Source organism: Rhizobium sp. 3T7, from assembly GCF_020166565.1.
Lineage (GTDB): Bacteria > Pseudomonadota > Alphaproteobacteria > Rhizobiales > Rhizobiaceae > Rhizobium.
Genome location: NZ_JAIQXS010000002.1, coordinates 442019 through 468188 on the forward strand (window position 1 = coordinate 442019; position 26170 = coordinate 468188).

Genomic DNA, 26170 nt, shown 5'->3' on the forward strand with positions numbered 1-26170 from the left:
GCATAGTCGTCCGGCAATGTGCGAAAACTGTCTCCAGACAACAAGGAGATGACAATGATTACCTGCTTCATCCGCTATGAGATCGATCCGTTCAAGAAGGAGGACTTTGCCGAATATGCCCGCAATTGGGGCCAGGCGATCCCGCGCAACGGTGCCGATCTCGTCGGCTATTTCGCCCCGCATGAAGGCTCGGCAACGACCGCCTACGGCGTCTACAATATCGATAGCCTTGCGGCGTATGAAGCCTATCGCGCCCGCCTTGCTGCCGATCCGCTCGGCAAGGAAAATTACGAACTCGCCAAGCGCGAACGTTTCATCCTGAAGGAAGATCGCATCTTCCTCAAAAACGCTTCCCTTCCTCACACAAAGCTGGTGATGCCATGATCGCTGTCATCTTCGAAGTCTTGCCCTTCATGGGCGAACGCCACACCTATCTCGATCTCGCCGGTGAACTTCGCGGTGAACTGGAAATGATCGACGGCTTTATCTCGATCGAGCGCTTCGAAAGCCTGACCAATCGCGGCAAGCTGCTTTCGCTCTCCTTCTGGCGTGACGAGGAGGCGGTAAAGACGTGGCGAAACCTCGAGGCGCACCGCGCTGCCCAGCACGCCGGCCGCAACGGCGTCTTTGCGGACTATCGGCTGCGGATCGGCCACATCGTCCGCGACTACGGCATGAACGAGCGCGCCGAGGCACCGACCGACAGCCGCAAGGTGCATGACGTCGCGGCTTAGTTGCGCCAGTCGGAAAGGGTGGGGCGGGCATCGTTTGGCGGCCGACCCTTTCTACCGCCGAACCGGCGCCGCGACTTATTTTCCCGAAATCGCTCATCCCTTCAGGCTTTGGTAACCAAACTGAGTAACCATAACGGACAGTAAAAGCGTAATGTGTATGAGCGAGTTTCCAGATGGCGTCAGTATTTCCGCTTGCCGATCTCAAGGCCTCCGCAATGCCGGACTCCTGGATCGACACGATCATCAAGGGCGATTGCGTTGCTGCCCTTGAAGCCCTGCCGAACCACTCCGTAGACGTCATTTTCGCTGATCCACCGTACAACCTCCAACTTGGCGGCACGCTGCATCGCCCTGATCAGTCGCTGGTCGATGCCGTCGATGACGAGTGGGATCAATTCGCTTCCTTCGAAGCCTATGATGCTTTCACCCGCGCCTGGCTGCTCGCCTGCCGCCGCGTTCTGAAGCCGACGGGCACGATCTGGGTCATCGGCTCCTATCACAACATCTTCCGCGTCGGCGCCACGCTGCAGGATCTGAACTTCTGGATCCTCAACGACATCGTTTGGCGCAAGACCAATCCGATGCCGAACTTCAAGGGCCGTCGCTTCCAGAACGCGCATGAGACGATGATCTGGGCGAGCCCGAGCGCCAAGGCCAAGGGCTACACCTTCAACTACGATGCCATGAAGGCGGCCAACGACGACGTACAGATGCGCTCCGACTGGCTGTTCCCGATCTGCAGCGGCAATGAGCGCTTGAAGGGCGACAACGGCAAGAAAGTGCACCCGACGCAGAAGCCGGAAGCATTGCTCGCCCGCGTCATCATGGCCTCCTCGAAGCCGGGCGACGTCATCCTCGATCCGTTCTTCGGCTCGGGCACGACGGGTGCCGTCGCCAAGCGTCTCGGCCGCCACTTCGTCGGCATCGAGCGCGAGCAGGATTACATCGATGCGGCCTCCGCTCGCATCGAGGCGGTCGAGCCGCTCGGCAAGGCCGAGCTCACCGTCATGACCGGCAAGAAGCAGGAAGTCCGCGTGGCTTTCAACGTGCTAGTCGAAAGCGGCCTGATCAAGCCCGGCCAGGTGCTGACCGATGCGCGCCGTCGCTACAGCGCAATCGTTCGTGCCGACGGTACGGTGGCCTCCGGTGGCGAGGCCGGTTCCATTCATCGCCTTGGGGCAAAGGTCCAGGGCCTTGACGCATGCAACGGATGGACATTCTGGCACTTCGACGACGGGCAATCCCTGCGCCCGATCGACGAATTGCGGTCTGTGATCCGCAGTGATCTGGCAAAGGCGGAATGACGCGCGCCTTCACCTGATCGAGACTTCCTTCTTCCGGTGTTTTGTACCTCCAGTTACGGAAGAAGGCCTGGCGCCCGGGGATCAACACCCCGGGCGCTCTTCATTTTGGCTCGCGCAGCAGTGCAATTCCGTGTCATGTATCGGTGACTGATGATCCGAACAGGCAGGGAACTGGCCATGTATCTTGCGATCATACTGTTGCTGATGTTTGTTTTGCCGCTGGGCTCGGTGGTCGCCGAAGCGCAGTGGGGCACAGACGCCAACCTCGTCTTCATGATCGGAAAATGGTTCGTCTTCTGGGGCGTCGGTCTGCGATTGCTTGTGGCCAGCCTGAAGCAGATCGTCAATCCGGCCTTTACGGCCGAGACGATCTTTGGCATCACCGATCACAAGGCTCAACCACTGGTGCAGGAGATTGGCTTCGGCAACCTGTCGATCGGCATGCTTGGCCTGCTCAGTTTCTTCGAGCCGCAGTGGATTGTCCCTGCCGCGGTCACCGGTTGCCTGTTCTTCGGCCTTGCCGGTCTCAAGCACCTTCTCGAGCCAGGGAAGAACAGGTCGAGGACCATCGCGATGGTTTCCGACCTGTGGCTCTTTTTCGTGCTCGCCTTCTATCTTTCGGCAGCGTTCTTTCAGAACGCCTGATAGTCGGTTACCTCGACGTGAGTGATACGACCATCTTCATTGAAGGTGATGGTCTCTTCGCCCTCCCGCACCAGCGGTTTGCCCGTCTTGCTGTGCGTCGCACGAACCGACCAGACGGCGCGGCCGGCATTGGGGCTGATCTTCTCGACCAGTGTGTCGATCGCCGTCTGGTCCGGGTAGTCGTCGAAATACTTGCGAAAGGCGACCATGATGTCGGCGCGCCCGGACAGGCTGCCGACACCGTTGGAGACATAGGTCGCATCTTCCGCGAAGCAGTTCTCGATCGTATCGAAATCGAGCGCATTGATGGCGCCGTGGAAGCGCTTGATTTCCTCAGCCGGATCGAATGCCATGATCAGACCCTCACGCCACGCGCTGCAAGATCGGTACGCAGCTGGTCGGCGCCGGTGAAGAGAACGGCATCCCAGCCGGCGGCTTTGGCGCCCTCGACGTTGGGGGCGGAGTCGTCGATGAAGATCGTCGCCGCCGGATTGAGGCCGAAGCTCTTCGCATGCGTTTCGTAGATCGCGATATCGGGCTTGATCAGGCCGACGTCGCCGGAGACCGTGACGCCGCGCGGCTTGGTCAGGAACGGGAAGCGGACCTGCGCCTCGCGGAAGGTGTCGGATGCGAAGTTGGTCAGCATCGTCACATCCTGGCCGTCGGCAATCAGGCCTTCCATGATCGCGACGCTGTCGTCGTAGGAGTGCGGGACCATCTCGTGCCAGTGCTTCCGGAACGCGCGGATATGTTCCTCACGATCCGGATGAACCTCGATCAGCAGGGCTTCGGCATCGGCCCAGGTGCGGCCGCGGTCCTGCTCGACGTTCCAATCATGGGTGCAGACATTGTCGAAGAACCACTTGCGCTCGCCCTCATCGGGAATGAGGCGGCTGAACGGAATATTCGGATCGTAATGGACGAGAACTTTTCCGATGTCGAAAACAATATGATCAATGGGCATCGATTAATCCTTGGCATCTTTGAACGCGAGCGGAATAGCTGCGGTGATTGCTTTTTTCATGACAGTCGGCAACGCCTGCGAGTCAAGATTTGTAACCGCTTCCCACCAACCGTTATCCGTTTGAATTCGCGAGGGGATCGCGACGCGATAGATGGAAAGCCTGAGCTCGAAATGGGTGAAGACGTGGGTCACTGTCCCGCAGGGCTCCCAAGCCGCCGGGAACGGTGCAGCACTGGCCGACGTTTCTCCGTCCTGCCTCGCCGTCCAGTCGGTCGTCGGCACTTCGGTCATGCCGCCGAGCAGGCCGCTCTCGATGCGCCGCCGCAACAGAACGTCGCCATCCGGCGTGACGGCGATGAAGGCTGCGCCTCGGCGCATAGGCTTTTCCCTCTTGGCGGCCTTGACCGGAAAGTGTTCGGGATCATGCAGACGCAGCGCCTCGCAGGATCCCCTGAAGGGACAGAGTGAACAGGCGGGCCGCTTCGGTGTGCAGATCGTCGCGCCGAGATCCATCATCGCCTGGGCGAAGTCGCCGGGCCGGTCTTTCGGGGTTAGCAGAGCCACCTTCTGCTTCATCAGTGGTTTGGCAGCAGGCAGTGGGGTGGCGATCGCGTAGAGGCGCGAAATCACCCGCTCGACATTGCCGTCCATGACGGCTGCCTGCCGGTTGAAGGCGATCGCCGCCACTGCAGCGGCCGTGTAGTCGCCGATGCCGGGAAGCGATCTCAGTCCTTCCTCGGTGTTTGGAAAGACGCCGTCGTGTTCGCGCGTCACGGCCTCGGCGCATTTCTTGAGGTTGCGGGCGCGGGCGTAATATCCGAGTCCGGCCCAAGCAGCCATCACGTCTTCGCTAGCGGCGTCGGCAAGATCGCGCACCGTCGGCCAGCGCGCCAGGAAATTGGTAAAGTAGGGCTTTACCGCCGGTACCGTGGTCTGCTGCAGCATCACTTCGGAAAGCCAGACATGGTACGGATCGGCCTTGACGCCGCGCGCCGCCATCGACGGGGAAACGCGCCATGGCAGGTCGCGATGGTGGCGGTCATACCAATCGAGAAGGGGCTTGGCGGCGGGCGCGTCCAGTGTCGTCGATGTCATCATTTGCCGTCGTCAGGGGAAGTGCCCTATACTTGGCGAAGCAATGCCGCGCGATCAAGGCAGTGGTGCCGGATGGCAGCGCGATGTGAAGGTTTCGATGAGTTATCCACGCAAAGGTGAAAAGCAAATCTCCGAATTGGCGAACGGGCTGATCGATCCGGTGCTTGCAAAGCGCGCCGGCATCAATACGGCGCTGCTCGGCTCGTGGGATGAAATCGCCGGTGAGGAATTTGCCGATTGCACCCGGCCGGAAAAGATTGCCTGGGCGCGCGGCAATGATGACGGAGGCTTCCGTCCGGGCGTGCTCACCATCGCCTGCGAGGGCGCCCGAGCACTGTTTTTGACCCATGCGCAGGGTGAGTTGATCCAGCGCGTCAACAGTTTCTTCGGCTTCGCCGCTGTTCACCAGATCCGTATCGTCCAGAAGCCTGTCCATCAGGTGGTTAAGCGCTCCCGCACTCCGCCGCCATTGAAGGGCGCGGCAGCCGCAAAGTTGGAGGACATGATGGAAGGGATCGAGGGCGACAAGCTGCGCGAAGCGGTAAAGCGTCTCGGCACGGCCGTGCTGGGGAAGCGCGGCCGCTAGTGCCTTATGCCTTACAAGTATTGCCGCGGCAATTCTGTCCGCAATTTAATCTGGCGGTCCAACCAAGGTCACAATTCTTTGAAGAAAGTTGGCGAAGCGTGCCTTGTTCAGGGCTTCGAGCCGTTATATCGCACTGTCAGCCACTACACTCATTCATGGGGAACTTCATGCCGATTTCCGAAATGCAACTGACGAAACGCCAGCTTCTGGGCGGCGTGGCTGCCGCGACGGCGACCCTGGCGGTTTTCAGCACCGCGCATGCCGCCACCGAAATGCCCAAGCCCGACGGCGACGTCGACATGGCTGCCGTGCTGAAGCCAGGCGAGTTGCCGGAAATGGCGCTCGGCAAGGAAGACGCCCCGGTCACGATCGTCGAATATATGTCGATGACCTGCCCGCACTGCGCCCACTTCCACACGACGACCTTCGACGAGATCAAGAAGAAGTACGTCGATGCGGGCAAGGTGCGCTTCATCATCCGCGAATTCCCGTTTGATCCGCGTGCGGCTGCTGCCTTCATGCTGGCACGCTGCAATCCTTCCAAGCCGGAAGAATTGGGCACCGCCGAACAGTATTTTCCGATGGTGGCCATGCTGTTCAAGCAGCAGCAGACCTGGGCCGCTGCAGACGATGGCCGCGCTGCACTGCTTCAGATGTCCAAACTTGCTGGATTTACTGAGGATAGCTTCACGAAGTGCTTGACGAACCAGAAGCTGCTGGATGAAGTGAACGCAACGCGGGAAAGGGGTTCCAAGGAGTTTGGCGTCAATGCCACGCCGACTTTCCTCATCAACGGCAAGCGCTATTCTGGAGACATGACGGTTGACACCATGTCGGCCCTTATCGACAGCCTGCTCTAAACTGAACCGTATCCGATCGACGGGCGACGGCGGAGGCCGTGCGCCCGTCGTTTGCTTTGTGCGGCGCGGGGGCGCTGCATGAAGTTCAACAAGCTTCGCGTCGTCGGCTTCAAATCCTTCGTCGAACCCACCGAATTCATCATCGAGCGCGGATTGACCGGTGTCGTCGGCCCGAACGGTTGCGGCAAGTCGAACCTCGTCGAGGCGCTCCGCTGGGTGATGGGCGAGAATTCCTACAAGAACATGCGTGCCTCCGGTATGGACGACGTCATCTTCTCCGGCTCGGGGAACCGTCCCGCCCGCAACACCGCCGAAGTCGCGCTCTATCTCGACAATGCCGAGCGCACGGCGCCTGCCGCCTTCAACGATAGCGACGAAATCCAGGTCACGCGACGCATCGAGCGCGAGCAAGGGTCGATCTATCGCATCAACGGCAAGGAAAGCCGTGCCAAGGATGTGCAGCTCCTCTTCGCCGACGCCTCCACCGGCGCCCGTTCGCCCTCGATGGTGGGGCAGGGGCGGATCGGCGAGCTGATCTCGGCAAAGCCGCAGGCCCGCCGCCAGCTGCTGGAAGAGGCAGCCGGCATATCGGGCCTGCATTCGCGCCGCCACGAAGCCGAGCTTCGCCTGCGTGCCGCCGAAGGCAATCTCGAACGTCTCGACGACGTAACCTCGCAGCTCGAGAGCCAGATCGAGAGCTTGAAGCGTCAGGCGCGTCAGGCAAGTCGTTTCAAGTCGCTGTCCGCCGATATCCGCGCCCGCGAGGCAATGCTCCTGCATATCCGCTGGGTTCAGGCCAAAGAGGCAGAAGCGGAAGCCGACAGTGCGCTCAATCAGGCAACCGTCGTCGTCGCCGAAAAGGCGCAGATGCAGATGGAGGCCGCCAAGGCCCAAGGCATTGCGAGCCTCAAGCTGCCGGAGCTGCGCGAGGGCGAAGCGCGTGCCGCCGCCGCGCTGCAGCGCCTGCAGATCGCCAAGACGCAGCTGGAAGAGGATGCCAACCGCATCCTGCGCCGTCGCGACGAACTGACCCGCCGTCTTGCGCAGCTCGGCGAGGACATCCGTCGCGAGGAGCGCCTGGTTGCCGACAATGCCGCAATTCTCGCAAGGCTCGATGCCGAAGAGGCCGAGATCACGGAAATTCTTGCCGATTCCGGTCGCTTTGCCGAAGAGACCCGCGAGGCCTTCGAGGAGGCGGCTGCAAAGCTTGCCGACAGCGAGCGTATTTTTACCGCGCTGACGGCCGAACGTGCCGAGGCAGCAGCCGGGCGCAACCAGCTTGAGCGCGCCATTCGCGACCTTGCCGATCGCAAGATGCGCCTTGAACGGCAGATGGATGAGGCCAATCGCGAGCTCTCCGCAATCGGCGAGAAGATTGCCAGCCTGCCCGATCCGGACGAGAAGCGGGCCGTGGTGGAGGTAGGCGAGCAGGCTGTGGCCGAGGCGGAAGCCGCGATCCAGAGCGTCGAGCAGGCCTTGGTCGCTGCCCGCCAGGCCGAAGCTCTCTCCCGATCGCCGGTCGATCAGGCGCGTGGGAAGCTGAACGCCATCGAAACCGAAGCCCGGACCATTGCACGCATGCTCGCTGCCGGTGCCGCCGCAGGCGAATTTGCGCCGGCCGCCGATCAGCTGCGCGTCGACCGCGGCTTTGAAACGGCGCTCGGTGCGGCGTTGGGTGACGACATCGAATCGCCGCTTGATTCCAAGGCGCCGGCTCATTGGTCTGGCAATGGCGACGGTGTCGCGGACCCGGCGCTGCCGGCCGGCGTGACGCCGTTGGTTGACTACGTCCGCGCCCCGGCCGCGCTGATGCGTCGCCTAAAACAAATCGGCCTCGTCTCCGCTTCGGATGCGGCGGCGGTGATGAAGGATCTCAAGCCCGGCCAACGTCTGGTGACCAAGGAAGGCTCCGTCTACCGTTGGGACGGCCACGTCACTGGTGCCGATGCACCGAGCGCGGCCGCGTTGCGGCTGGCGCAGAAGAACCGGCTCGCCGAACTGGAAAGCGAAGCCGCGCTTGCCCGCGACATGCTCGCTGAAGCAGAGGAACGCCTGGCTGGTGCGGCCGATGCCATTCGCCTGCAAGAGCGCCACCTTGCCGAGGCGCGCGAGAAGAGCCGTATGTCTGCGCGGCAACTCGCCGAGGCGCGCGAAGCACTGGCAGTGGCCGAACGAGCCTCCGGCGATCTCATCCGTCGCCGCGATGTCGTTGCCGAGGCTGTCAGTCAACTCCAGATCCAGCTTGAAGACATCTCAGTCCAGGAAGAAAACGCCCGAATCGAGCTGGAAGATGCTCCTGATTTGACGGCGATGGACGAGCGGCTTCGGTCGCAGCAGGTCGAGGTCGCGACTGATCGTGGTGCGCTCGCCGAAGCGCGGGCACGCCACGAAAGCCTCAACCGCGAAAACGAGGCCCGACAGCGCCGCATCGTGGTCATCGGGCAGGAACGCGAGACCTGGCGTCAGCGCGCTGCGAGCGCCGAGGATCACATCGCTACGCTTCGCGATCGCGAGGAAGAGGCGCGCGAGGAGGCCGCCGAGCTCGAGATGGCTCCCGATGAGTTCGACGACAAGCGACGCGCGCTGTTGAACGAACTCCAGAAGGCCGAGGAAGCGCGCCGCCATGCGGCCGATGTGCTCGCCGAAGCCGAGCTCGTCCAGCGCGATGCCGACCACAAGGCGGCGACTGCTGTCTCCGAGCTCGCCGAAAGCCGCGAGCGCCGCGGTCGCGCTGAAGAGCGCCTGGTCTCCGCTCGTGAAAAGCGGCAGGAAACTGAAGCGCGAATTCGCGAGACCCTGAACGTTGCGCCACATGAGGCGCTTCGGCTCGCAGGACTGGAGTCGCTGCAGACAGCGCCCGACCTTCGCGAGGTCGAACGCGAACTCGAACGTCTCAAGATGGAACGCGAGCGACTTGGCGCGGTCAACCTGCGCGCTGAGGAAGAGCAGAAGGAACTAAGCGCGAAGCTCGAGGCGCTGATCAAGGAACGCGACGACGTTATCGATGCAATCCGCAAGTTGCGTGGCGCGATCCAGAGCCTCAATCGCGAGGGCCGCGAACGCCTGATCGCCGCCTTCGATGTCGTGAACGGCCAGTTCCAGCGTCTCTTCACGCATCTCTTCGGCGGCGGCACGGCCGAACTGCAGCTGATCGAATCCGACGATCCGCTCGAAGCCGGACTCGAAATCCTCGCCCGTCCGCCCGGCAAGAAGCCACAGACGATGACGCTGTTGTCGGGAGGCGAGCAGGCACTGACGGCAATGGCGCTGATCTTTGCCGTCTTCCTGACCAATCCGGCGCCGATCTGCGTCCTGGACGAAGTGGACGCCCCATTGGACGACCACAATGTCGAGCGCTACTGCAACCTGATGGACGAAATGGCTGCCTCGACGGAGACGCGTTTCGTCATCATCACCCACAATCCGATCACCATGGCACGCATGAACAGGCTGTTTGGCGTGACGATGGCGGAGCAGGGGGTCTCGCAACTTGTGTCTGTCGACCTGCAGACTGCTGAACAACTGCGTGAAATCGCATGAGAAACGCCCAAAAAAAGTCTGCCGGATTGGGCCGTCTCCACCATTCAGGTAATGTTTTCCTACCGATCTTGTATTAGAGATTGCTTCAGGTCGCCGTCGACTTACCGCGAAGTGATGTCGGCTGCGTAGTTTTCTATGCGACGCGATCGGGGCAAAATGCTTTTTGGCTCTGACAAGTCGTATGGCGGAACCCCCCGTCCGGTTTTCCTGGCCGGACGGACATAAGGCTTTGCGGGACTTTGTTGCAGTCCCGCAAAGCTTTTTCTCCCTTCAATCGCTTCAGTCTGTCGCAGTTATTGTGCGTCGCAACATTTCGGCCGCATTTGTCGATTTTCATTTCAACACCAACGGATTAAGTTGATCCGGATTTGGTGTTGGGGGGAATATGACCAAGTGGGTCTATACATTTGGCAACGGTGAGGCAGAGGGTGGTGCTCTCGACGGCGAGCGTTTGGGCGGCAAAGGCGCAAATCTCGCGGAGATGTGCAATCTCGGCCTTCCTGTCCCTCCCGGTCTGACGATCATCGCCGAAGCCTGCTCTGCCTACTACAAGAACGGGCGACAGATTGCCGAAGAGCTGAAAGAACAGGTCCGCGCCGGCATCGAGCGCATCGAGCAAATTACCGGCCGGCGGTTCGGCGCGGGTGATCGGCCGCTGCTGTTGTCCGTGCGCTCCGGAGCGCGCGTTTCGATGCCGGGGATGATGGACACCGTCCTCAATCTCGGCCTCAACGACGAAACCGTGCAGGCGCTCGGCCACGACGCCGGCGACGCGCGTTTTGCCTGGGATAGCTATCGCCGTTTCATTCAGATGTATGCCGATGTCGTCATGCGTCTCGATCATGAAGTGTTCGAGGAAATTCTCGAGGATGAGAAGGCGCGCCTCGGCTATGAGTTCGACACGGAACTGACCGCCAGCGAATGGCAGCATGTGGTCTCGCTCTACAAGAGCATCATCGAGGAGGAACTGGGCGAGGAGTTTCCCCAGGATCCCGAGGTGCAGCTATGGGGCGCGGTCGGGGCCGTATTCTCCAGCTGGATGAGCGCCCGCGCTGTCACCTATCGCCATCTTCACAATATCCCCGAAGGCTGGGGAACGGCAATCAACATCCAGGCCATGGTCTTCGGCAACCACGGCAATTCATCCGCGACCGGCGTTGCCTTCACGCGCAATCCGTCGACGGGCGACAAGTCGCTCTACGGCGAATTCCTCGTCAATGCGCAGGGAGAGGATGTCGTTGCCGGCATTCGCACTCCACAGAGCATCACAGAGGAGGGCCGTATCAGCTCTGGTTCCGAGCGGCCGTCGATGGAAAAGCTGATGCCCGATGCCTTCAAGGAGCTCTCGCGCATCTGCGCGGAGCTCGAAGAGCACTACCGCGACATGCAGGACATCGAGTTCACCATTGAACGCGGAAAGCTCTGGATGCTGCAGACGCGTGCCGGAAAGCGCTCGACGCGCGCGGCGATGAAGATCGCCGTCGACATGGTGGATGAGAAGGTGATCACGGAAGAAGAGGCCGTGCTTCGCATCGAGCCCTCGTCCCTTGACCAACTCCTGCACCCGACGATCGACCCGCGCGTGTCGCGCGAGGTCATCGGCACGGGCCTGCCGGCGTCTCCCGGCGCGGCGACCGGCGAGATCGTCTTCACGGCCGAGGAGGCCGTGACGGCGTCGGAGGAGGGGCGCAAGGTCATCCTGCTGCGGGTCGAGACCAGTCCCGAAGACATTCATGGCATGCATGCGGCCGAAGGCATTCTCACGACGCGTGGGGGCATGACCAGTCATGCCGCCGTTGTCGCGCGCGGCATGGGCATCCCCTGCGTCGTCGGCGCCGGCAGCATGCGCATCGACGCCCGCAACGAGCGGCTGATCGGCGTCGGCGTTACGCTGAAGAAGGGCGACGTCATCACCATCGACGGTTCGGCCGGACAGGTCCTGAAGGGCGACGTACAGATGATCCAGCCGGAGCTTTCGGGCGATTTCGGGCGCATCATGCAATGGGCTGATCGGGCGCGTCGTATGACCGTGCGCACCAATGCCGATACGCCTGCTGACGCGCGCGCAGCCCGCTCCTTTGGTGCCGAGGGCATCGGCCTTTGCCGTACCGAGCATATGTTCTTCGAGGGCGACCGCATTCATCTGATGCGCGAGATGATCCTCGCGCAGGACGAGACCGGTCGCCGTGCCGCGCTGGACAGCTTGCTGCCGGTGCAACGGCATGATTTCACCAGCCTGTTCAACGTCATGCATGGCCTGCCGGTGACGATCCGTCTGCTCGACCCACCATTGCACGAATTCCTGCCGAAGACGGACGAGGAGATCGCCGACGTTTCCGCCGCGATGGGCATGGACGCCGCGGTGCTGCGCCAGCGCGTTGATGCGTTGCATGAATTCAATCCGATGCTCGGCCATCGCGGCTGCCGGCTGGCCATTTCCTATCCTGAGATCGTCGAGATGCAGGCGCGCGCGATTTTCGAGGCGGCGGTCGCGGCAGCCCATGAAACGGGTGCTGCCGTTGTGCCCGAGATCATGGTGCCCCTAGTCGGGCTGCGCTCAGAACTGGACTACGTCAAGGAGCGCATCGACACCGTTGCCGGCGACGTCATGGCGGAGGCCGGCATGCGGATCGACTACCTGGTCGGCACGATGATCGAATTGCCGCGTGCAGCCCTCAGAGCCCATATCATTGCGGAAGCGGCGGAGTTTTTCTCCTTCGGCACGAACGACCTGACGCAGACGACCTTCGGCATCTCGCGCGACGATGCTTCCGCCTTCATTCCGACCTATCAACGCAAGGGGATTATCGAGCACGATCCCTTCATTTCGCTGGATTTCGATGGTGTCGGGGAGCTGATCCGCATCGCCGCCGAACGCGGCAGGCGCACACGCAACGACATGAAGCTCGGAATCTGCGGCGAACACGGTGGCGATCCCGTATCCATCCATTTCTGCGAAGAGATCGGATTGGATTACGTGTCCTGTTCACCCTTCCGTGTGCCGATCGCTCGGCTTGCAGCCGCGCAGGCGGTCATTACCAACGATATTGCCGCCAATACGGGCGCCCGTAGTAGGACGGGTCTAGCTCGAACGCCATACCCATCATGAGTCTGTCGCTGTCATAGCGGTACTGCGCGCGGCGGTAGAGATCGATGCGCTGGAGGCAGCCTGCAAAGCCATCCGTGCCGCGTTTGAAGCCATAGCGCAAGCATTGGTCTTCGTCGGCGGCGCGCTGCTGCTCCGGCGTCAGCGTCTGGCACGCCGAGAGGCTTATGGCAGCTGCGGCGAGTGCGAGAGATAGAACGAGGATACGCATCGGTGTGTCTTTGCAAGGAAAATTTCTCACAATCAGATGACGCTAATCACGGCTTACAGTCAACTAAAAGAGTGGCTTAGGGTTACGAGCTACCTTTGGGATCGCTGCTCGCCGACCGACCGGAGGCGCGAATGGCTTTCGCGCGTCGGGGATCGTCTGTATGAAGACGGCTCGCACGATATTGGAAGGCAAGCATGGCACTGCGCGATCGATTCTCGAAGAAACTGACCTGCCCGCAATGCGGCAATAGCGGCTTTGCCGAAGCCTCCGAGATCGATGATCCGAAGCGCAAGCATCCCGGCTTCAGCGTCGATCATCTGCCGCGCGGCTTCTTCATCCAGCGCGCGTCCAATCACCAGGAAACCAGCGTGATCAAGTGCGAATGCGGACGCAAGTTCCCGTTCCGCAGTCTGGCGGAAGCGGCGGCTGAGCGGCTCTAGGTCAGAACCGCTCGAGGACCTTGACGAAGGCTTCGGCGAAGCGGACAAGGTGGGCTGTTGCGGGGTCCGGCGCTTCCATGCGGATTTCCGTGCCGCTGTGGTCGAGCACGGCGAGAACGACGCGCATCTGCTCGCCGTGCGAGGGGATGCGAAGCACGGCAACGCGCTTGCAGTCGTCCATCAGGCCTTCGGCCGGAAGATCGAAGAGAAATTCCCCGCCGGCCTTAGCCGAAGCCACGCGGACCGTCTCGCAAAAGTCGGATTTGCCATCATATCCGTCGAGTGACAGTTCCAGTTCCAGAAGCTCTATCGGCAGAAGCGGATCTGCATGATCGGCTGCCCCCAGCGCCGGCGACTGGGCTCCCGATGCGAGCTCCGGTGCAATCATTGCCCTTCTCCTGTTAGTCGATGTGCGACGCAAACTACACAACTGCAGATCAAGGAATATCAGAAAATGCTCACGCACACCATTGTCGTCTTCTCCGTGGATTGCGTCCCTCCGATCGCGACAACAGTTTCAATTTAGGCGAATCTTGCACTAAACAAGTCGAGGGCGATTTTGCGCGTTCATGCGGGACGCGCCGCTTGCGAGTAACCGGTAAGTTTGATGGCAATCCGTTTCGACCGCCCCGTTTCAAGTGCCGCCCGCTTCGCGCGGCGATTCGGGGCATTTGCGCTGGTTCTCTGCCTTGCGGCTCTAATTGGTCACCGCTTCGCGGGCCTTGTCACGCCCTACCTGGTGCTAGTTCTGCTCGTCTCCGCGGGCTTTGCGCTCCTTGCGGCGCTTCTTGCCCTTGCCGGGCTGCGCAGCCTCTGGCTGACCGGTGCCGAAGGCGGGCTTGATGCGCTGAAAGCCCTTATTTTCGCGGCCCTTCCGCTCGCGATAGGCGGGATTGCCGCCGAACGCTATTTTGTGCTGCCGGCAATCTATGACGTGTCGAGCGATCTCGTCTCGGCGCCCGACTGGCTGAAGACCCCGAACGCCGATCAGATCTGGCTGAAGAGAAAGCCGGATGTGACGCCGGAGGATCGCGAAAAGCAGCTCGAGGCCTACCCGGAACTCACAGGCCGCCGCTATGACGGCGCGATCGACCGCGTGCTCGAAGCGGTGAAGAAAGTCGCCAAGCAGAACGGCATCCGGATCACCCGCGCCGAGGGCGACAGCGAGCCAGGCCGCGATCTCGAAGACCGGCCGGCGAAGCCGCAGGCGGACGACGGCGCGGTCGCCGAGGCTCCTGAGGCTGTGCCGATCCCGACGCCGCGTCCCTATGACGACGATGTGGCGCAGCTCATTCGAAGGGCGAACGGCGTGACGCTGCAGGGCGAAACCCGCACCCTCGTTCTGGGCCTGCGTTTCGACATCGTCATCCGCCTGCGCGAGGAAGCGGAAACCACCCTCGTCGATGTTCGCGTCGCTTCGCGCTACGGCCCGCACGATCTCGGCCTCAGCGCCGATATCGCCGAGGATTATCTGAAGGCTCTCGATTCCGAATTGCTCGGCATCGCCGGCAGCTAGTTTCGTCCACCCTATTGCGAGCAATGAACGGTTTTTGCCGCCGGACAGCTATCCCAGGAAGCGGTCCCTCTGTTCCGGGCTCGGCAGGAAGCAGGTCGCGCGTCGGCCGGCAATGCGCAATCGGTTGCGGGCGACAAATTCGTAAAGCCTGTCGGCAAGTCCCTGCGGCAGCAGCCGCAGGACCTTCACCAGCGACCAGGGAAAGCCGAGCCCCGCAGCCATGCGGATCGTCCCTCTCGACTTCAAGTGGGCGCGCCCGTCTTCGATCAGGATGTTGGTCTCGTAGTCGCGCCCGTCCAGCCCAAAGTGCCGGTAAAGCGCTTCCCCGAGCGGCGACTGCGCAGCGAGGAAGCGGTAACGCTCCGCTTTGTCATGCTTCAGAACGAACTGAACCCAGGCAGAGCAGAACACGCATTCGCCATCGAAGACGATGACAGGCTTGTCGTCGGCAAAGGCCGGCACGGCGGCGTCGGTGCGATAGCTGTAGGCGTCGCGCACGAGGCTACCTCCGCATCGCAGGTCGGTACGATCCCAGCAGCGCAGGCGGTCCTCCGTCCGTCTCGATCTCGCCTCGCTCCACCAGATCCTCGATATGGGCAAGAACCGAGAGGGCGGCAGCGCCATGCAGGCGCGGATCGGTCTCGCGATAGATCACCTTCACCATGTCAGGAATGTTCCTGTCGCCGGCGCGGATCCGGTCGAGCACGGCGCGCTCGCGCATTCGCCGGTGCGTCTTCAGGGCGCGCATGAAGGAGATCGGCTTCCGCACCGGACCGCCATGTCCCGGCAGCAGGATGCGGTCGTGGCGCTCGATCAGCCGGTCGAGGGAGGTCATGTAGTCACCCATGGAGCCGTCTGGCGGCGCGACAATGGACGTCGCCCATGCCATGACATGATCGGCGGAAAACAGGATTCCCGTTCCCTCCAACGCGAAGGCCGCATGGTTGGCGGTATGGCCGGGCGTCAGCACGCCGGTCAGGCTCCAACCGTCGCCCTCGATCGTTTCGCCGTCGCCGATCGCAATGTCCGGCCGGAAATCCAAGTCCGAGCTCTCTGCGAATAGATTTACCTCTCCCTGGTATAGGGGGCGGGCGGCGCGGTGCGGTCCCTCGGCCACGATCTGCGCACCGGTTGCCGCCTGCAGGCGGCGCGAGAGGGGCGAGTGATCGCGATGCGTATGGCTGACGAAAATATGCGTGACCTCGCGTCCGTCGAGCGCTGCCATCAAGGCCCGGAAATGCGCCTCGTCCTCCGGTCCGGGGTCGATGACCGCCGTGGAGCGATCTCCGACGATATAGCTGTTGGTGCCATGGAACGTGAAGGCGCTCGGATTGTTGACAGTGATGCGCTGCACGCCTGACGCAACCGGCACGGCCTGGCCGTAGGCGGGCTCGAAGGCCAGATTGAACTCGGGACTTGCCATTTACTTGTATTCAATCTCGATGAAGGACATCGGCTGATCGCCAGCATTGACGACATTGTGCTCCGTGCCGGCATCGCGTCGGTAGGCCGCGCCTTTGGCGACATCGACCCTGCGGCTGCCGTCCTTTTCCTCCAGAAGAAACTGGCAGTCCGTCATCGGCACGACGACGTAGCCCATGCCATGCGTATGAACGCCCGTGTCCGCACCCGGCTCGAAATCCCAACGGGTGATCCGAACCACTGCATCGTCGAGCAGCGGCGTTGCGAGGGCAGGTGGGCTGGCGCGGTACTGGCTCATCGTCACTCCGGATCGTCTTGGACGGCTGGCCCGAGACCTAGCATGGCGGTGCAAAAAGCGCACAGAAATATGCCACGGCCCGAAACTTAATGATTGTGACGGCAGGCGAGCTTTGCTAAGCAGGCGTCGATTTGGCAAGCGGTCTCCGCTTTCAAGCTCTGGTGGGGCGTCGCCAAGCGGTAAGGCACCGGTTTTTGGTACCGGCATTCCCAGGTTCGAATCCTGGCGCCCCAGCCATCGACAATTGGGTCCGCTCTTCATGAACAAACGGAGCGGACTGGCCTGAGCGGCATCTCGCTCATTCATTTCTTTAGCGTCTTGGCATAGGATTCCAGTACGGCGTTCATGCGAGTCTGATAACCTTTGTTGGCTGGGTGCGGTCGGGCTCTGCGAGGCGCGCCTCGCGCCAGAAGCTTTCGTCGAGTTCTGGAATATCGCTGATATCCTCGTCGCGAAGCGCTGCGAGCTCCTCAACGCTCAGTTCTTTTTTGTAATTCGTCTTCATAACGTTTCCTTTCGGAGCGGCTTGCCGGTCGCGCGGATATGATCCTCTTCCGGCCATCTCGATCGGTATGGACGACGGCGAGAACGGCCAGATTGTCGATTGCGCCGATGCTGATCTCGCGGACTTCGCCGTAGTCGAAACGGCTGTCGGTCACCGTGAAGACGAAACTTTCGAAAATCCGGCTGGCTGTCTCGAAGTTCACGCCGTGCCCAGCGAACATGCGAATTGAATGTTATGGAAAATTGTATGTACGGACGCCGGCCGACACAAACAGGCAGGCGGCCTTTCGGCCGCCTGCATTCAAATCGAAACCGCAGCCTAAATCACTGCGCGGGCTGCGCCGGCGCCAGGAATTCGGCGCAATAGGACGGGCCGTTTACCCCCGGGATGTCGCCGACGACGCGGATGCTGCGGATTGTGTAGTCGGAGCTGGTGACGATTTCCGCTTGGCAGCGCAGGTACTGCGTGCGGGCGGGCGAAATCTGCTTGCCGCGCTTGCCGTCGGCGCCTTCTGCGTATTTCGCCGGGACGCGAACCGTCTTGTAGCCGCCCTTCCAGGTGTAGGTGACGCCGGAGCCGTTCTCAACATCGTTGATCGGCGGGCCGAATGCGGCAAAGAACTTGCCGGCCGACTGGCCCACCCAGCGGCTGGAGATCGGATCGGCGGAGGTCGGAATAGTCGTGCAGCCGGCAAGCGCAATGGCAAGCCCGGCCGCGGCAAAGGTGCGGAGTGTCATTCTATCGTCCCTGAAATTGTCGCGCATTCGACGGCGGGAATCACTGGCCTCCAGCGTTTTCCGCTTGTCCCGCCGAGCGCTTTAGCGTGGAACCCGGCAAAAGAAAATCGGCCCGCCTTCGCAATTGCAAAATTTGCCGTGAGTGTGGCTTTTTGTTCCGGAAAGTGCCTTTCTGCCGGCGGCTTGCGTCCTCGAAAAAATGCGCCGGCTTTTGAATTTTGGTGCTTGCGCAACGGGATGGGCCGGTCTATAGAGGCGCCGCTGGTCACGGAGTGTAGCGCAGTCTGGTAGCGCACCACGTTCGGGACGTGGGGGTCGAGTGTTCGAATCACTCCACTCCGACCAGCGAAAACCCTTATTTCTCAGGGCTTTCATTCCCGAGCCGATCTCCTCCGCGAATACGGACCGATTGCGGACCGTTTGAAGCAGCGGACCAGTCAGAAAGCGTTCGCTGCTTGCTCTTGGAAGTCCGGACTTGCGTGTGCATAGGTCCGTTCGAATTCTTCCGCGGTCATTCCGAGAGAGGCTGCCGCCTGCTCTGTTTCAACGCCAGCCTGGGGCAACTAAGTCGCGCGGGTATGTCGTAGCACATGCGGACATCATCGCCAAAGCCAGCCTCAGCCCTGATCGTCCTGAAGGCCTTATGCGGCTTCACGATCTTTTCTCCGGCATACGTCACGACGTAGCGCAGCGTCACCTTCTGGCCTTCGGAATCCGTCGCGGTATCCTTCGCGTGCCAGTATCGCAGAAAGCGAATCAGGCGAGGGGGTATCTTTACCGGCGTGCGGCGTTTGTTGTGCGCCACACGTTCACCCTCGGCTCGGCGACCCTTCTTCCTCGAAGAGAATTCGAACACCGGGACACCCCTCCGGGCGGCATTCATTCAAAAAGAAAAGGTAACTGCCGGCTACCTTAAGCCGAAAACGCCAACAGTATTAGCGCCAGAGGGCCCGCCACCGGTTTGTCACCCGGTCGGCGGGTTTTTCTTTGTCCACCAGCCGAAAGGAACCTTTGGGGCCGTTCACATCGGCGTGACCTATAATTTAATGTGGCACAAAACACCGTTTCGGCCGTTTGCGTGTTGAACGCAATGGTGAATACAATGAGAAAGTTCGCTGTCTTGAGCCTGTCTCTGGTGGCTGCATTATCGACCGTGATGCCAGCACAGGCTTTCCCATCCCTCAACGGCCCGACGTTTCACGCTTCGGACGGACAGCAGATCCAATATCGCAGGCACTACGGTGGCTCGTGGGGCGGCTATAGGAACTACGGCCGCAGCTACCGCGGCGGCTATCGCGGCGGCTATCGGCCTTATGGTGGCTATCGCTACGGACGCGGCTACTATGGCGGTGGCTATTACGGCGGCGGATATGACGATCTGGGGCTTCTGTTCGGCGGACTGGCTACAGGCGCGATTATTGGCGGTGCGCTCGCTCAGCCAAGGTATTATTATGATCAGCCCAGGTACTATGATCAGCCGCGATATTACGGTAACTCGCACGCCAGCTGGTGCTATTCCCGATATCGTTCCTATAGGGCCTACGACAATACGTTCCAGCCTTACTACGGCCCTCGGCGGCAATGCATCGGTCCTTACTAAAATCCACCCTGACGCCCGCCACAGTATATACGGGGTAACGAGGCAGCAAAGCATACAAACGGGGCACTCCCAAGGTTTTCAACATAGCCCAGCAACCGGCCAACTTTATGGGCTCCGTTCACTGGCGGTTGTCATCATTCTTAGCCATCTGAACGAAAGCCCGCACCTTACGCGCCGGCGCGGCGAGATTGCACCGGCTGGGTTGAAGGTACACTCCTATACGCCGAGGATGGCATCGATCTCGGCAATCAACGCGCCATAGGTCTCGATATGCCGATAATACTCGTTGCGGATCTGCTCGGTGATATCGGAGAGCGGCCCGGCTCCCTCCGCGCGGAAGTGCTTGACGTCATTCTCGGCCATGGATTTGAGATTGTCCTCGTACTCCTTGACCCTCTGAACATAGTCTTCCCGAAGTTTTTCCAGACTCATCTCATCCCTCCTGAGGTAGCCAAGCGCCGCGGACATTCTGACGCGCGGCGGCGGTAATCTAAAGGTTGCCTAGAAGAGATGCGGCGCTTAAAGCAGATTGACAATCCCGGCCGGTGAAAAGTGAACCGATGAGCAGCTTCTATTCCAACATGGGCGGCCTGCCGCCGCAGACCGAACTCCTGTCCAGCAAGGCCGTGTTCACGACGGCCTATGCGGTCATCCCCCGCACCGTGATGACCGACATTGTCACCAGCTATCTCCCGCACTGGGAAGGTACGCGAGCCTGGGTAATCTCCCGCCCGTTGAGCGGTTTTTCCGAGACCTTTTCGCAATACATCACGGAAGTGCAGCCGGGCGGCGGCAGTGATCGGCCGGAGCCAGAAAAGCGCGCCGAAGGCGTGCTCTTCGTCGTCGAGGGCGAGATGACCGTCGAATTCGATGGTGCCTCGCATGCCATGCGTCTAGGCTCTTTCGCTTTCCTTCCTGCCGGCTCCCGCTGGACGCTGTGGAACAAGAGCGCTGCACCCGTGAAGTTTCATTGGATCCGTAAGGCCTTCCAGGAGGTCGAAGGGCAGGAGCCGCCGCCGGCGATCTTCACGCATGAGGAGAACCATCCGCCTCAGCCGATGCCCGATACCGACGGCGCCTGGGCCACGACCCGCTTCATCGATCCGGCCGACCTGCGCTACGACATGCATGTCACCATCGTCACCTTCGAGCCCGGCGGCGTCATCCCGTTCATGGAAACGCACGTGATGGAGCACGGCCTCTATGTGCTCGAGGGCAGGGCCGTCTATCGTCTCAACAAGGATTGGGTCGAAGTGGAAGCCGGCGACTTCATGTGGCTGCGCGCCTTCTGTCCGCAGGCCTGCTACGCCGGCGGCCCCGGCCGCTTCCGCTATCTGCTCTACAAGGACGTCAACCGCCACATGCCGTTGTGGTAGGCGCAGAGAGACAAACCAGAATGAGAAACGGGGCCGATTTGGCCCCATTTTCGTTTGCTTAAATGTCGCTTGCCGCATTCGACCAGAGGTCGGCGGCCTGAGCCGCCGTCATGCGCCGCACCTCCGCCTCGTGGCGGCGGTTGGCGAAGAGTTCGCTGGCCATGATCTGGTCGGCGAGGTCGGCCGGCAGCGACAGGATCACGCGGGCGTCGCCACCGTGAATACCGCCGAGTTCACTGCGCTTTCCGCCCACCATGCCGCCGGCCACCGTGTTGTTGGTGTCGGGGTCGATCAGGATGAACGAGCCGGATGCACGGTTCTGCTCATACGGGTCGAAGATCGCCTGTTCGTCGAAGGCGAGGCGCACCTTGCCGATGGCATTCATGTAGAGCGTATCGACGGGCGCCCAGGCACCGGTCTTCAATTCGAGCTGCGCCACCGGCTGCACCTGCACACGCTGGCGGCGGCTGCCGCTCTTCAGCCAGTAGCGCTTGCCGGCTTCGATGCCTTCCGGCTGCAGCGCCACAATCTGTGCGTCGAAGGAAAGGCCAACCTGCGGCTGGCTGTCGATCGAGACGATCATGTCGCCGCGTGCGACGTCCACCTGCCGGTCGAGAACCAGCGTGATCGCGTCGCCCGCAACCGCAGCATTGCGCACGAGGTCGAAGGTGACGATCTTGGAGACGTTGGCCACCATGCCCGACGGCAGGATCATGACGCTATCGCCCGGCTTGACGGAACCGCCGGCAACCGTGCCCTGGTAGCCGCGAAAGCTTTCGCCCGGGCGCGACACACGCTGCACTGAGAAGCGGAAGCCTGTGGCTTGCGAGGAGCGCACGGTGGCAAGCTCGAGCGTTTCCACCAGCGTCGGGCCGGCATACCAAGGCATCGACGCTTCACCGGAATAGACGACGTTCTCGCCCTTCAGGGCCGACATCGGGATCGCGGTGATCTGCTTGACGCCGAGCGACAGCGCGAATTCGCGGAATTCATGGGTGATCTTCTCGAAGCCGGAACGGTCGTAGTTCGTCAGGTCGATCTTGTTGACCGCAAGCACGAATTGCTTGATGCCGAGCAGCGAGGCGATCGTTGCATGGCGGCGGGTCTGTTCCAGAATGCCGGCGCGGGCGTCGACCAGCAGGATGGCGAGGTCGGCGGTGGAAGCGCCGGTCGCCATGTTGCGGGTGTACTGCTCGTGGCCGGGCGTGTCGGCAACGATGAAGGAGCGCTTGTCGGTCGAGAAGTAGCGATAGGCGACATCGATGGTGATGCCCTGTTCGCGCTCGGCCTGCAGGCCGTCGAGCAGCAGCGCGAAGTCAGGTAGGCCAAGATCGTTCTGCTTGCCCGTCGAATCGCGCTGGAGCGTGGCGGCCTGGTCTTCCTTGACAGCCTTGGTATCCCAGAGCAGGCGGCCGATCAGGGTGGACTTGCCATCATCGACGCTGCCGCAGGTGATGAGGCGCAACGGTCGCGAATCGCGCGTCGCCGTTGCAGGTTCTGCGGCGGGCACGGCAAGGGCGTGTGCGGCGGTTACGGCTGCGGTCATCTCAGAAATATCCTTCACGCTTCTTCTTTTCCATGGAGCCGGACTGGTCGCGGTCGATGGCACGGCCCTGTCGTTCGGAAACCGTGGCGATTTCGAGTTCGGCGATCACGTCTTCGAGCGTGGTCGCTTTCGATGGGATGGCGCCCGTCAGCGGAAAATCGCCAAGGGTGCGGAAACGGATCATGCCTTCTTGGCGCACTTCGCCGGGAAGCAGTTCCAGCCGTGGATCTTCTGCCAGGATCATCATGCCGTCGCGCTCAACATAGGGGCGCTTCTTGGCATAGTAGAGCGGTACCAGCGGAATGTCCTCGGCCTGGATGTAGCGCCAGATATCGACCTCGGTCCAGTTCGACAGCGGGAAGACGCGAACACTTTCGCCCTTGCGGATCTGGCCATTGTAGATGTTCCAGAGTTCCGGGCGCTGGTTGCGCGGATCCCAGCGATGATCTGGCGTACGGAACGAATAGATGCGCTCCTTGGCGCGGCTGGCTTCCTCGTCGCGGCGCGCGCCGCCAAAGGCGGCATCGAACTGGCCGGCATCGAGAGCCTGGCGCAGCCCTTCGGTCTTCATGATGTCGGTGAAGGCTGCCGAGCCATGCGTGAACGGCGTCACGTTCTCAGACGCACCGCGCGGATTGATGTGCTCGATCAGGTCGAGGTCGTACTTCTTGGCCGTCTCGTCGCGAAAGGCGATCATCTCGCGGAATTTCCAGCCGGTGTTGACGTGCAGCAGCGGAAAGGGGACGCGACCGGGATAGAACGCCTTGCGGGCCAGATGCAGCAGGACCGATGAATCCTTGCCGATCGAGTAAAGCATGACCGGCTTCTCGAATTCGGCGGCGACCTCACGGAAAATGTGGATCGCCTCGTTTTCGAGCGCCTTCAAATGTGGGTCGAGCGGCGGCTTCGTGCTCCGGGGATTGTTGATTTCCGTATCCGGACGGCTATCGGGCATTTCTAACTCCAGACTTCGATCATTCTCGGAAGAGAGGCCTCCGGAATGAGTTGCATGTCAGACTTCGAGGAGCGCAGGCGGCAGCCGCGCTCCGATCCCGAAGTTGACGGGTTACTGTTGTGCGGCGATCGCCGTGGCCTCTTCGGCCACGTGCAGACCGCATTCACGCTTCTCGTCCTGTTCCCACCACCAGCGGCCGGCGCGTTCCGGCTCGCCGGGCTTGATCGCGCGGGTGCAGGGCTCACAGCCGATCGAGGGATAGCCGCGGGCATGCAATGGATTGACCGGCACGCCGTTATCGGCAACGTAGGTCCTGATGACGTGAAGGTCCCAGTCCGCGAGCGGGTTCACCTTCAAGAGATGACGCTCTGCGTCGTACTCGGCAAACGGTGTCTCGGCACGGTTGGCCGATTGGCCGCGGCGCAGACCGGTGATCCAGATGGTTGCCCCATTAAGTGCGCGCGCAAGCGGCTTCAGCTTGCGCACGCCACAACAGGCATGCCTGGCTTCGACGCTTTCGTAGAATCCGTTGAGGCCGTATTTCGCGGCATAGGCGTCGATATCGGCCTGTTCCGGCTCGTAACGGCTGATGTGGATGTCGTATTGCTTCTCGGTCTCGTCGATCAGGGCGAGCGTTTCCGGAAACAGCCGCCCGGTCTGCAGCGTAACCACATCAATCGGCAGACGATGGCTGCCGATCTCGGCGGTGATCACCTGGTCCTCGATGCCGAGAGAGGTCGTGAAGACGACGCGGCCGCCGAGGCCGGCGACAAGCGACAGACGCCCGGCAAGGTCAAGGCTTGCAAGTTTCGCGTTCAGCGTTTCCGCTTCAGCGTTGGGATTGGCAGCAACAGTCATGGGGATCCTGTCCTTGATGTTGGCCGGAGTATCGCAGGTCGGGCTTGGATCGGACAGAAAAAGGCATTTCGAAAGCGGGCGCGATAGGAGCAAATATCTCTCCCCGGCCGCTGCAATACGGAAAAGCAGCCGCACCGGCGATGATTTGCCGACGGTCAGTCCAATTGTCTATTGATTTAGTAGAGTAACACGTTGCCTGTCAATCGGAAATGTGAATTGATGACATCAGGGGGCATTTTGCAGTAGATTTAAAGCATTGGCCGAGGGTGAAAAAACAAGGCCAAAAACCTTGTCTCTCAATGGTTTCGCAGGCTTGTTCAAATTCCGTTCATGCTGCGCATGCCATAGAGGCAGGATCGAACTTGCGGTGGGTCGATGATTCCGCCTGCCATGTGTGTGTCGACGGTCGAAAATGATTACGCAGAAGGCAAAATATGCGCTGAGGGCGCTGACGGTATTGGCTGAAGCCGATCGCGGCGAACCTGTGATGATCTCGGACATCGCAGCGCAGCAGAAGATACCGAAGAAGTTCCTCGAACAGATCCTGCTCGATCTGAAGCATCAGGGCATTGTCGCCAGCCGTCGTGGCAAGCAGGGCGGCTATCTCTTGCTCAAGCCGGCCGATATGATCACTTTCGGCGAGGTGCTGCGCATCATCGACGGCCCGATCGCGCCTCTTCCCTGCCTCTCCATCACTGCCTATCGCAAATGCGATGATTGCGACGGCGAGCAGAACTGCGAGATCCGCCACGTCTTCGCCAAGGTGGCGGATGCGACCCGCAAGGTGCTGTTCTCCACGACGATTGCCGATGCCGTCGCGCCGGCAAAGGTCGCGCAAGTCACCCGCCTGCTGGCCTAGGACGCAATCTCCGCGACCACGTTGGGCCACCCACGCCTTTGGGATAGCGCTCGACCGCACCGCTTCAAGATTCGGTGAGATAGCTTTCAATGGCCCGCCTGTGCGCCAATTCGCTCCTGTCCAGTGGTAGGGAGAAACGAACATGCACGTCATGGGCTCGAAACGAATGGCAATCGGCACAATCCTTGCAGTCACTTTGGCGACAGGAGCTGCCGCGCACCACGGCTGGTCATGGGCCGAGGGCGAACAGACAGAATTGCGGGGCACCATCGAAAAGGTAACGATGGGCGGTCCGCACCCGACGCTCGACGTTGCGACCGCCGCCGACGGCGTCTGGCTCGTCGAACTCGGCAATCCCCGGCAGACGGAGCGCGCGGGCTTTGTCGAAGGGTCCGCGAAGAAGGGGGATCCGGTTGTCGTTCTCGGGAACCGTTCGCTAAAGGCTGACGAAAAACGGATGAAGGCCGTACGGATCACGGTCGCCGACAAGCGCTATGACATCTATCCGGAACGGATCCAGACGAACTGAGTGATGGCGATCGAGCTCCTGGAATGGCTCGCCGCAACTCCGCTGTCATCCGGCTTGCGGCGCTCGGCGCTCGTCTATATGGCGGTCAATGCCGCCCATATCCTCTCGATCGGGCTGCTGATCGGGGCGATCCTGCCGCTTGATCTCCGGCTTGTGGGCCTCTTCGGATCGGTGCCGCTGGCGGCAATCGGCCCGTTTTTATCGCGAGCTGCGGCCATCGGACTTGCGGGAGCGGTCATCACCGGCTTTGCCCTTTTCAGCGTGAAGCCAATCGAATACGCCGGAAATCCGGCCTTTCTGGCGAAACTGGGGCTGCTCGTTCTCGGCATTGCGAACGCTGCGCTGGTCCATACCCAGGCAGCCTGGCAGCGGGCCGTTTCGGGCACAGCGCCAACAGTCGGCTTGCGGCTTCAGGCCGGCGTCTCTGCAGCCGTGTGGATATCCGCGATCCTTGCCGGCCGCTGGATCGGCTTCATCTGATGGC

The 26170-nt window shown here is 61.4% G+C and carries 31 protein-coding genes and 2 tRNA genes; 17 read left to right on the top strand and 16 right to left on the bottom strand.

Annotated features, from left to right (window positions below; translation table 11 throughout):
- Positions 1 to 54: 54 nt before the first annotated feature.
- The 4 genes from K9B32_RS04930 (at position 55) to K9B32_RS04945 (ending at position 2683) form a co-directional block, all read left to right on the top strand.
- Complete coding sequence (locus K9B32_RS04930; RefSeq protein WP_224560797.1) at positions 55 to 384, top strand: NIPSNAP family protein; 330 nt, start codon at positions 55 to 57, stop codon at positions 382 to 384.
- The gene (locus tag K9B32_RS04935; RefSeq protein ID WP_224560798.1) at positions 381 to 734 is read left to right on the top strand and encodes an antibiotic biosynthesis monooxygenase family protein; all 354 of its coding nucleotides are present in this window, start codon (positions 381 to 383) and stop codon (positions 732 to 734) included. Before K9B32_RS04930 ends, K9B32_RS04935 begins: the two co-directional genes overlap by 4 nt.
- A 173-nt stretch (positions 735 to 907) precedes the next feature.
- Positions 908 to 2038, top strand: a complete 1131-nt coding sequence (locus K9B32_RS04940; protein WP_224560799.1) for a site-specific DNA-methyltransferase — start codon at positions 908 to 910, stop codon at positions 2036 to 2038.
- A 177-nt stretch (positions 2039 to 2215) separates the two neighbouring features.
- On the top strand, positions 2216 to 2683 hold the full coding sequence (locus K9B32_RS04945; RefSeq protein ID WP_224560800.1) for a DUF6790 family protein: 468 nt from the start codon (positions 2216 to 2218) through the stop codon (positions 2681 to 2683).
- On the opposite strand, the gene K9B32_RS04950 is transcribed toward K9B32_RS04945, so the two are convergent.
- The 3 genes from K9B32_RS04950 to mutY are packed head-to-tail and all read right to left on the bottom strand — an operon-like array spanning position 2671 to position 4742.
- A complete protein-coding gene (locus K9B32_RS04950) occupies positions 2671 to 3036 on the bottom strand; it encodes a nuclear transport factor 2 family protein (RefSeq protein WP_224560801.1) in 366 nt (121 codons plus the stop codon). The genes K9B32_RS04945 and K9B32_RS04950 overlap by 13 nt on opposite strands.
- 2 nt (positions 3037 to 3038) lie before the next feature.
- Positions 3039 to 3647 carry an HAD family hydrolase gene (locus K9B32_RS04955; RefSeq protein WP_224560802.1) on the bottom strand — a complete coding sequence of 203 codons (609 nt, stop codon included), beginning with the start codon at positions 3645 to 3647 and terminating at the stop codon, positions 3039 to 3041.
- 3 nt (positions 3648 to 3650) lie between these two features.
- Entirely contained in the window at positions 3651 to 4742 is a 1092-nt protein-coding gene (gene mutY, locus K9B32_RS04960) for an A/G-specific adenine glycosylase (RefSeq protein WP_224560803.1), read from the bottom strand.
- Positions 4743 to 4839: 97 nt separating this feature from the next.
- Here mutY and K9B32_RS04965 point away from each other — a divergent pair, with 97 nt between their 5' ends.
- The 4 genes from K9B32_RS04965 (at position 4840) to ppdK (ending at position 12837) form a co-directional block, all read left to right on the top strand.
- Complete coding sequence (locus tag K9B32_RS04965) at positions 4840 to 5328, top strand: DUF721 domain-containing protein (protein ID WP_224560847.1); 489 nt, start codon at positions 4840 to 4842, stop codon at positions 5326 to 5328.
- 167 nt (positions 5329 to 5495) lie between these two features.
- Positions 5496 to 6188: a DsbA family protein gene (locus K9B32_RS04970; protein WP_224560804.1), complete on the top strand. Its 693-nt coding sequence runs from the start codon at positions 5496 to 5498 to the stop codon at positions 6186 to 6188.
- A gap of 78 nt (positions 6189 to 6266) precedes the next feature.
- Positions 6267 to 9728, top strand: a complete 3462-nt coding sequence (locus K9B32_RS04975; RefSeq protein WP_224560805.1) for a chromosome segregation SMC family protein — start codon at positions 6267 to 6269, stop codon at positions 9726 to 9728.
- Between the two features lie 385 nt (positions 9729 to 10113).
- Positions 10114 to 12837: a pyruvate, phosphate dikinase gene (ppdK, locus tag K9B32_RS04980; protein ID WP_224560806.1), complete on the top strand. Its 2724-nt coding sequence runs from the start codon at positions 10114 to 10116 to the stop codon at positions 12835 to 12837.
- On the opposite strand, the gene K9B32_RS04985 is transcribed toward ppdK, so the two are convergent.
- Positions 12764 to 13045, bottom strand: coding sequence for a hypothetical protein (locus tag K9B32_RS04985; protein ID WP_007793005.1), 282 nt, complete (start codon positions 13043 to 13045; stop codon positions 12764 to 12766). The genes ppdK and K9B32_RS04985 overlap by 74 nt on opposite strands.
- 194 nt (positions 13046 to 13239) lie before the next feature.
- Here K9B32_RS04985 and K9B32_RS04990 point away from each other — a divergent pair, with 194 nt between their 5' ends.
- Positions 13240 to 13485: a hypothetical protein gene (locus K9B32_RS04990; protein ID WP_224560807.1), complete on the top strand. Its 246-nt coding sequence runs from the start codon at positions 13240 to 13242 to the stop codon at positions 13483 to 13485.
- A 1-nt stretch (position 13486) separates the two neighbouring features.
- Here the strand turns inward: K9B32_RS04990 and K9B32_RS04995 are convergent, their stop codons facing one another.
- The gene (locus K9B32_RS04995; protein WP_224560808.1) at positions 13487 to 13873 is read right to left on the bottom strand and encodes a hypothetical protein; all 387 of its coding nucleotides are present in this window, start codon (positions 13871 to 13873) and stop codon (positions 13487 to 13489) included.
- A gap of 219 nt (positions 13874 to 14092) precedes the next feature.
- Between K9B32_RS04995 and K9B32_RS05000 the strand changes: the two genes are divergently transcribed.
- A complete protein-coding gene (locus K9B32_RS05000; RefSeq protein ID WP_224560809.1) occupies positions 14093 to 15001 on the top strand; it encodes a DUF1499 domain-containing protein in 909 nt (302 codons plus the stop codon).
- Between the two features lie 48 nt (positions 15002 to 15049).
- On the opposite strand, the gene K9B32_RS05005 is transcribed toward K9B32_RS05000, so the two are convergent.
- The 3 genes from K9B32_RS05005 to K9B32_RS05015 are packed head-to-tail and all read right to left on the bottom strand — an operon-like array spanning position 15050 to position 16721.
- Positions 15050 to 15499 (bottom strand): thiol-disulfide oxidoreductase DCC family protein, encoded by a 450-nt coding sequence (locus K9B32_RS05005; RefSeq protein WP_224560810.1) that lies wholly within the window; start codon positions 15497 to 15499, stop codon positions 15050 to 15052.
- Positions 15500 to 15503: 4 nt separating this feature from the next.
- The gene (locus K9B32_RS05010; protein WP_224560811.1) at positions 15504 to 16424 is read right to left on the bottom strand and encodes an MBL fold metallo-hydrolase; all 921 of its coding nucleotides are present in this window, start codon (positions 16422 to 16424) and stop codon (positions 15504 to 15506) included.
- A complete protein-coding gene (locus K9B32_RS05015; RefSeq protein ID WP_224560812.1) occupies positions 16425 to 16721 on the bottom strand; it encodes a cupin domain-containing protein in 297 nt (98 codons plus the stop codon).
- 162 nt (positions 16722 to 16883) lie between these two features.
- Here K9B32_RS05015 and K9B32_RS05020 point away from each other — a divergent pair.
- Positions 16884 to 16958 (top strand) — tRNA-Gln (locus tag K9B32_RS05020).
- Positions 16959 to 17064: 106 nt separating this feature from the next.
- Here K9B32_RS05020 and K9B32_RS05025 read toward each other — a convergent pair.
- The 3 genes from K9B32_RS05025 to K9B32_RS05035 all read right to left on the bottom strand — a co-directional run bounded on the left by K9B32_RS05025 (position 17065) and on the right by K9B32_RS05035 (position 17963).
- Positions 17065 to 17226 (bottom strand): hypothetical protein, encoded by a 162-nt coding sequence (locus tag K9B32_RS05025; RefSeq protein ID WP_224560813.1) that lies wholly within the window; start codon positions 17224 to 17226, stop codon positions 17065 to 17067.
- The gene (locus K9B32_RS05030) at positions 17192 to 17446 is read right to left on the bottom strand and encodes a BrnT family toxin (protein ID WP_224560814.1); all 255 of its coding nucleotides are present in this window, start codon (positions 17444 to 17446) and stop codon (positions 17192 to 17194) included. The genes K9B32_RS05025 and K9B32_RS05030 overlap by 35 nt, the downstream gene beginning before the upstream one ends.
- A 103-nt stretch (positions 17447 to 17549) precedes the next feature.
- Positions 17550 to 17963: a hypothetical protein gene (locus K9B32_RS05035; protein ID WP_132588503.1), complete on the bottom strand. Its 414-nt coding sequence runs from the start codon at positions 17961 to 17963 to the stop codon at positions 17550 to 17552.
- 268 nt (positions 17964 to 18231) lie between these two features.
- Between K9B32_RS05035 and K9B32_RS05040 the strand changes: the two genes are divergently transcribed.
- A tRNA-Pro gene (locus K9B32_RS05040) sits at positions 18232 to 18308 on the top strand.
- A 166-nt stretch (positions 18309 to 18474) separates the two neighbouring features.
- Here K9B32_RS05040 and K9B32_RS05045 read toward each other — a convergent pair.
- Positions 18475 to 18819, bottom strand: a complete 345-nt coding sequence (locus K9B32_RS05045; protein ID WP_224560815.1) for a hypothetical protein — start codon at positions 18817 to 18819, stop codon at positions 18475 to 18477.
- A gap of 246 nt (positions 18820 to 19065) precedes the next feature.
- Between K9B32_RS05045 and K9B32_RS05050 the strand changes: the two genes are divergently transcribed.
- A complete protein-coding gene (locus tag K9B32_RS05050; protein ID WP_224560816.1) occupies positions 19066 to 19563 on the top strand; it encodes a BA14K family protein in 498 nt (165 codons plus the stop codon).
- A 216-nt stretch (positions 19564 to 19779) separates the two neighbouring features.
- Here the strand turns inward: K9B32_RS05050 and K9B32_RS05055 are convergent, their stop codons facing one another.
- Positions 19780 to 19995, bottom strand: a complete 216-nt coding sequence (locus tag K9B32_RS05055) for a hypothetical protein (protein WP_224560817.1) — start codon at positions 19993 to 19995, stop codon at positions 19780 to 19782.
- A gap of 128 nt (positions 19996 to 20123) precedes the next feature.
- On the opposite strand from K9B32_RS05055, the gene K9B32_RS05060 reads away from it, so the two are divergent.
- Complete coding sequence (locus tag K9B32_RS05060) at positions 20124 to 20939, top strand: bifunctional allantoicase/(S)-ureidoglycine aminohydrolase (RefSeq protein ID WP_224560818.1); 816 nt, start codon at positions 20124 to 20126, stop codon at positions 20937 to 20939.
- Positions 20940 to 20997: 58 nt separating this feature from the next.
- On the opposite strand, the gene cysN is transcribed toward K9B32_RS05060, so the two are convergent.
- The 3 genes from cysN to K9B32_RS05075 all read right to left on the bottom strand — a co-directional run bounded on the left by cysN (position 20998) and on the right by K9B32_RS05075 (position 24298).
- Positions 20998 to 22485, bottom strand: coding sequence for a sulfate adenylyltransferase subunit CysN (cysN, locus tag K9B32_RS05065; protein WP_224560819.1), 1488 nt, complete (start codon positions 22483 to 22485; stop codon positions 20998 to 21000).
- A gap of 1 nt (position 22486) precedes the next feature.
- Positions 22487 to 23440, bottom strand: a complete 954-nt coding sequence (gene cysD, locus K9B32_RS05070; RefSeq protein WP_132588507.1) for a sulfate adenylyltransferase subunit CysD — start codon at positions 23438 to 23440, stop codon at positions 22487 to 22489.
- Between the two features lie 111 nt (positions 23441 to 23551).
- Positions 23552 to 24298 carry a phosphoadenylyl-sulfate reductase gene (locus tag K9B32_RS05075; RefSeq protein WP_224560820.1) on the bottom strand — a complete coding sequence of 249 codons (747 nt, stop codon included), beginning with the start codon at positions 24296 to 24298 and terminating at the stop codon, positions 23552 to 23554.
- A 412-nt stretch (positions 24299 to 24710) separates the two neighbouring features.
- Between K9B32_RS05075 and K9B32_RS05080 the strand changes: the two genes are divergently transcribed.
- The 3 genes from K9B32_RS05080 (at position 24711) to K9B32_RS05090 (ending at position 26166) form a co-directional block, all read left to right on the top strand.
- On the top strand, positions 24711 to 25157 hold the full coding sequence (locus K9B32_RS05080; protein WP_007791634.1) for an RrF2 family transcriptional regulator: 447 nt from the start codon (positions 24711 to 24713) through the stop codon (positions 25155 to 25157).
- A gap of 142 nt (positions 25158 to 25299) precedes the next feature.
- Entirely contained in the window at positions 25300 to 25686 is a 387-nt protein-coding gene (locus tag K9B32_RS05085) for a DUF6152 family protein (protein WP_224560821.1), read from the top strand.
- Between the two features lie 3 nt (positions 25687 to 25689).
- Positions 25690 to 26166, top strand: a complete 477-nt coding sequence (locus tag K9B32_RS05090; RefSeq protein WP_224560822.1) for a DUF6644 family protein — start codon at positions 25690 to 25692, stop codon at positions 26164 to 26166.
- Positions 26167 to 26170: the final 4 nt, after the last annotated feature.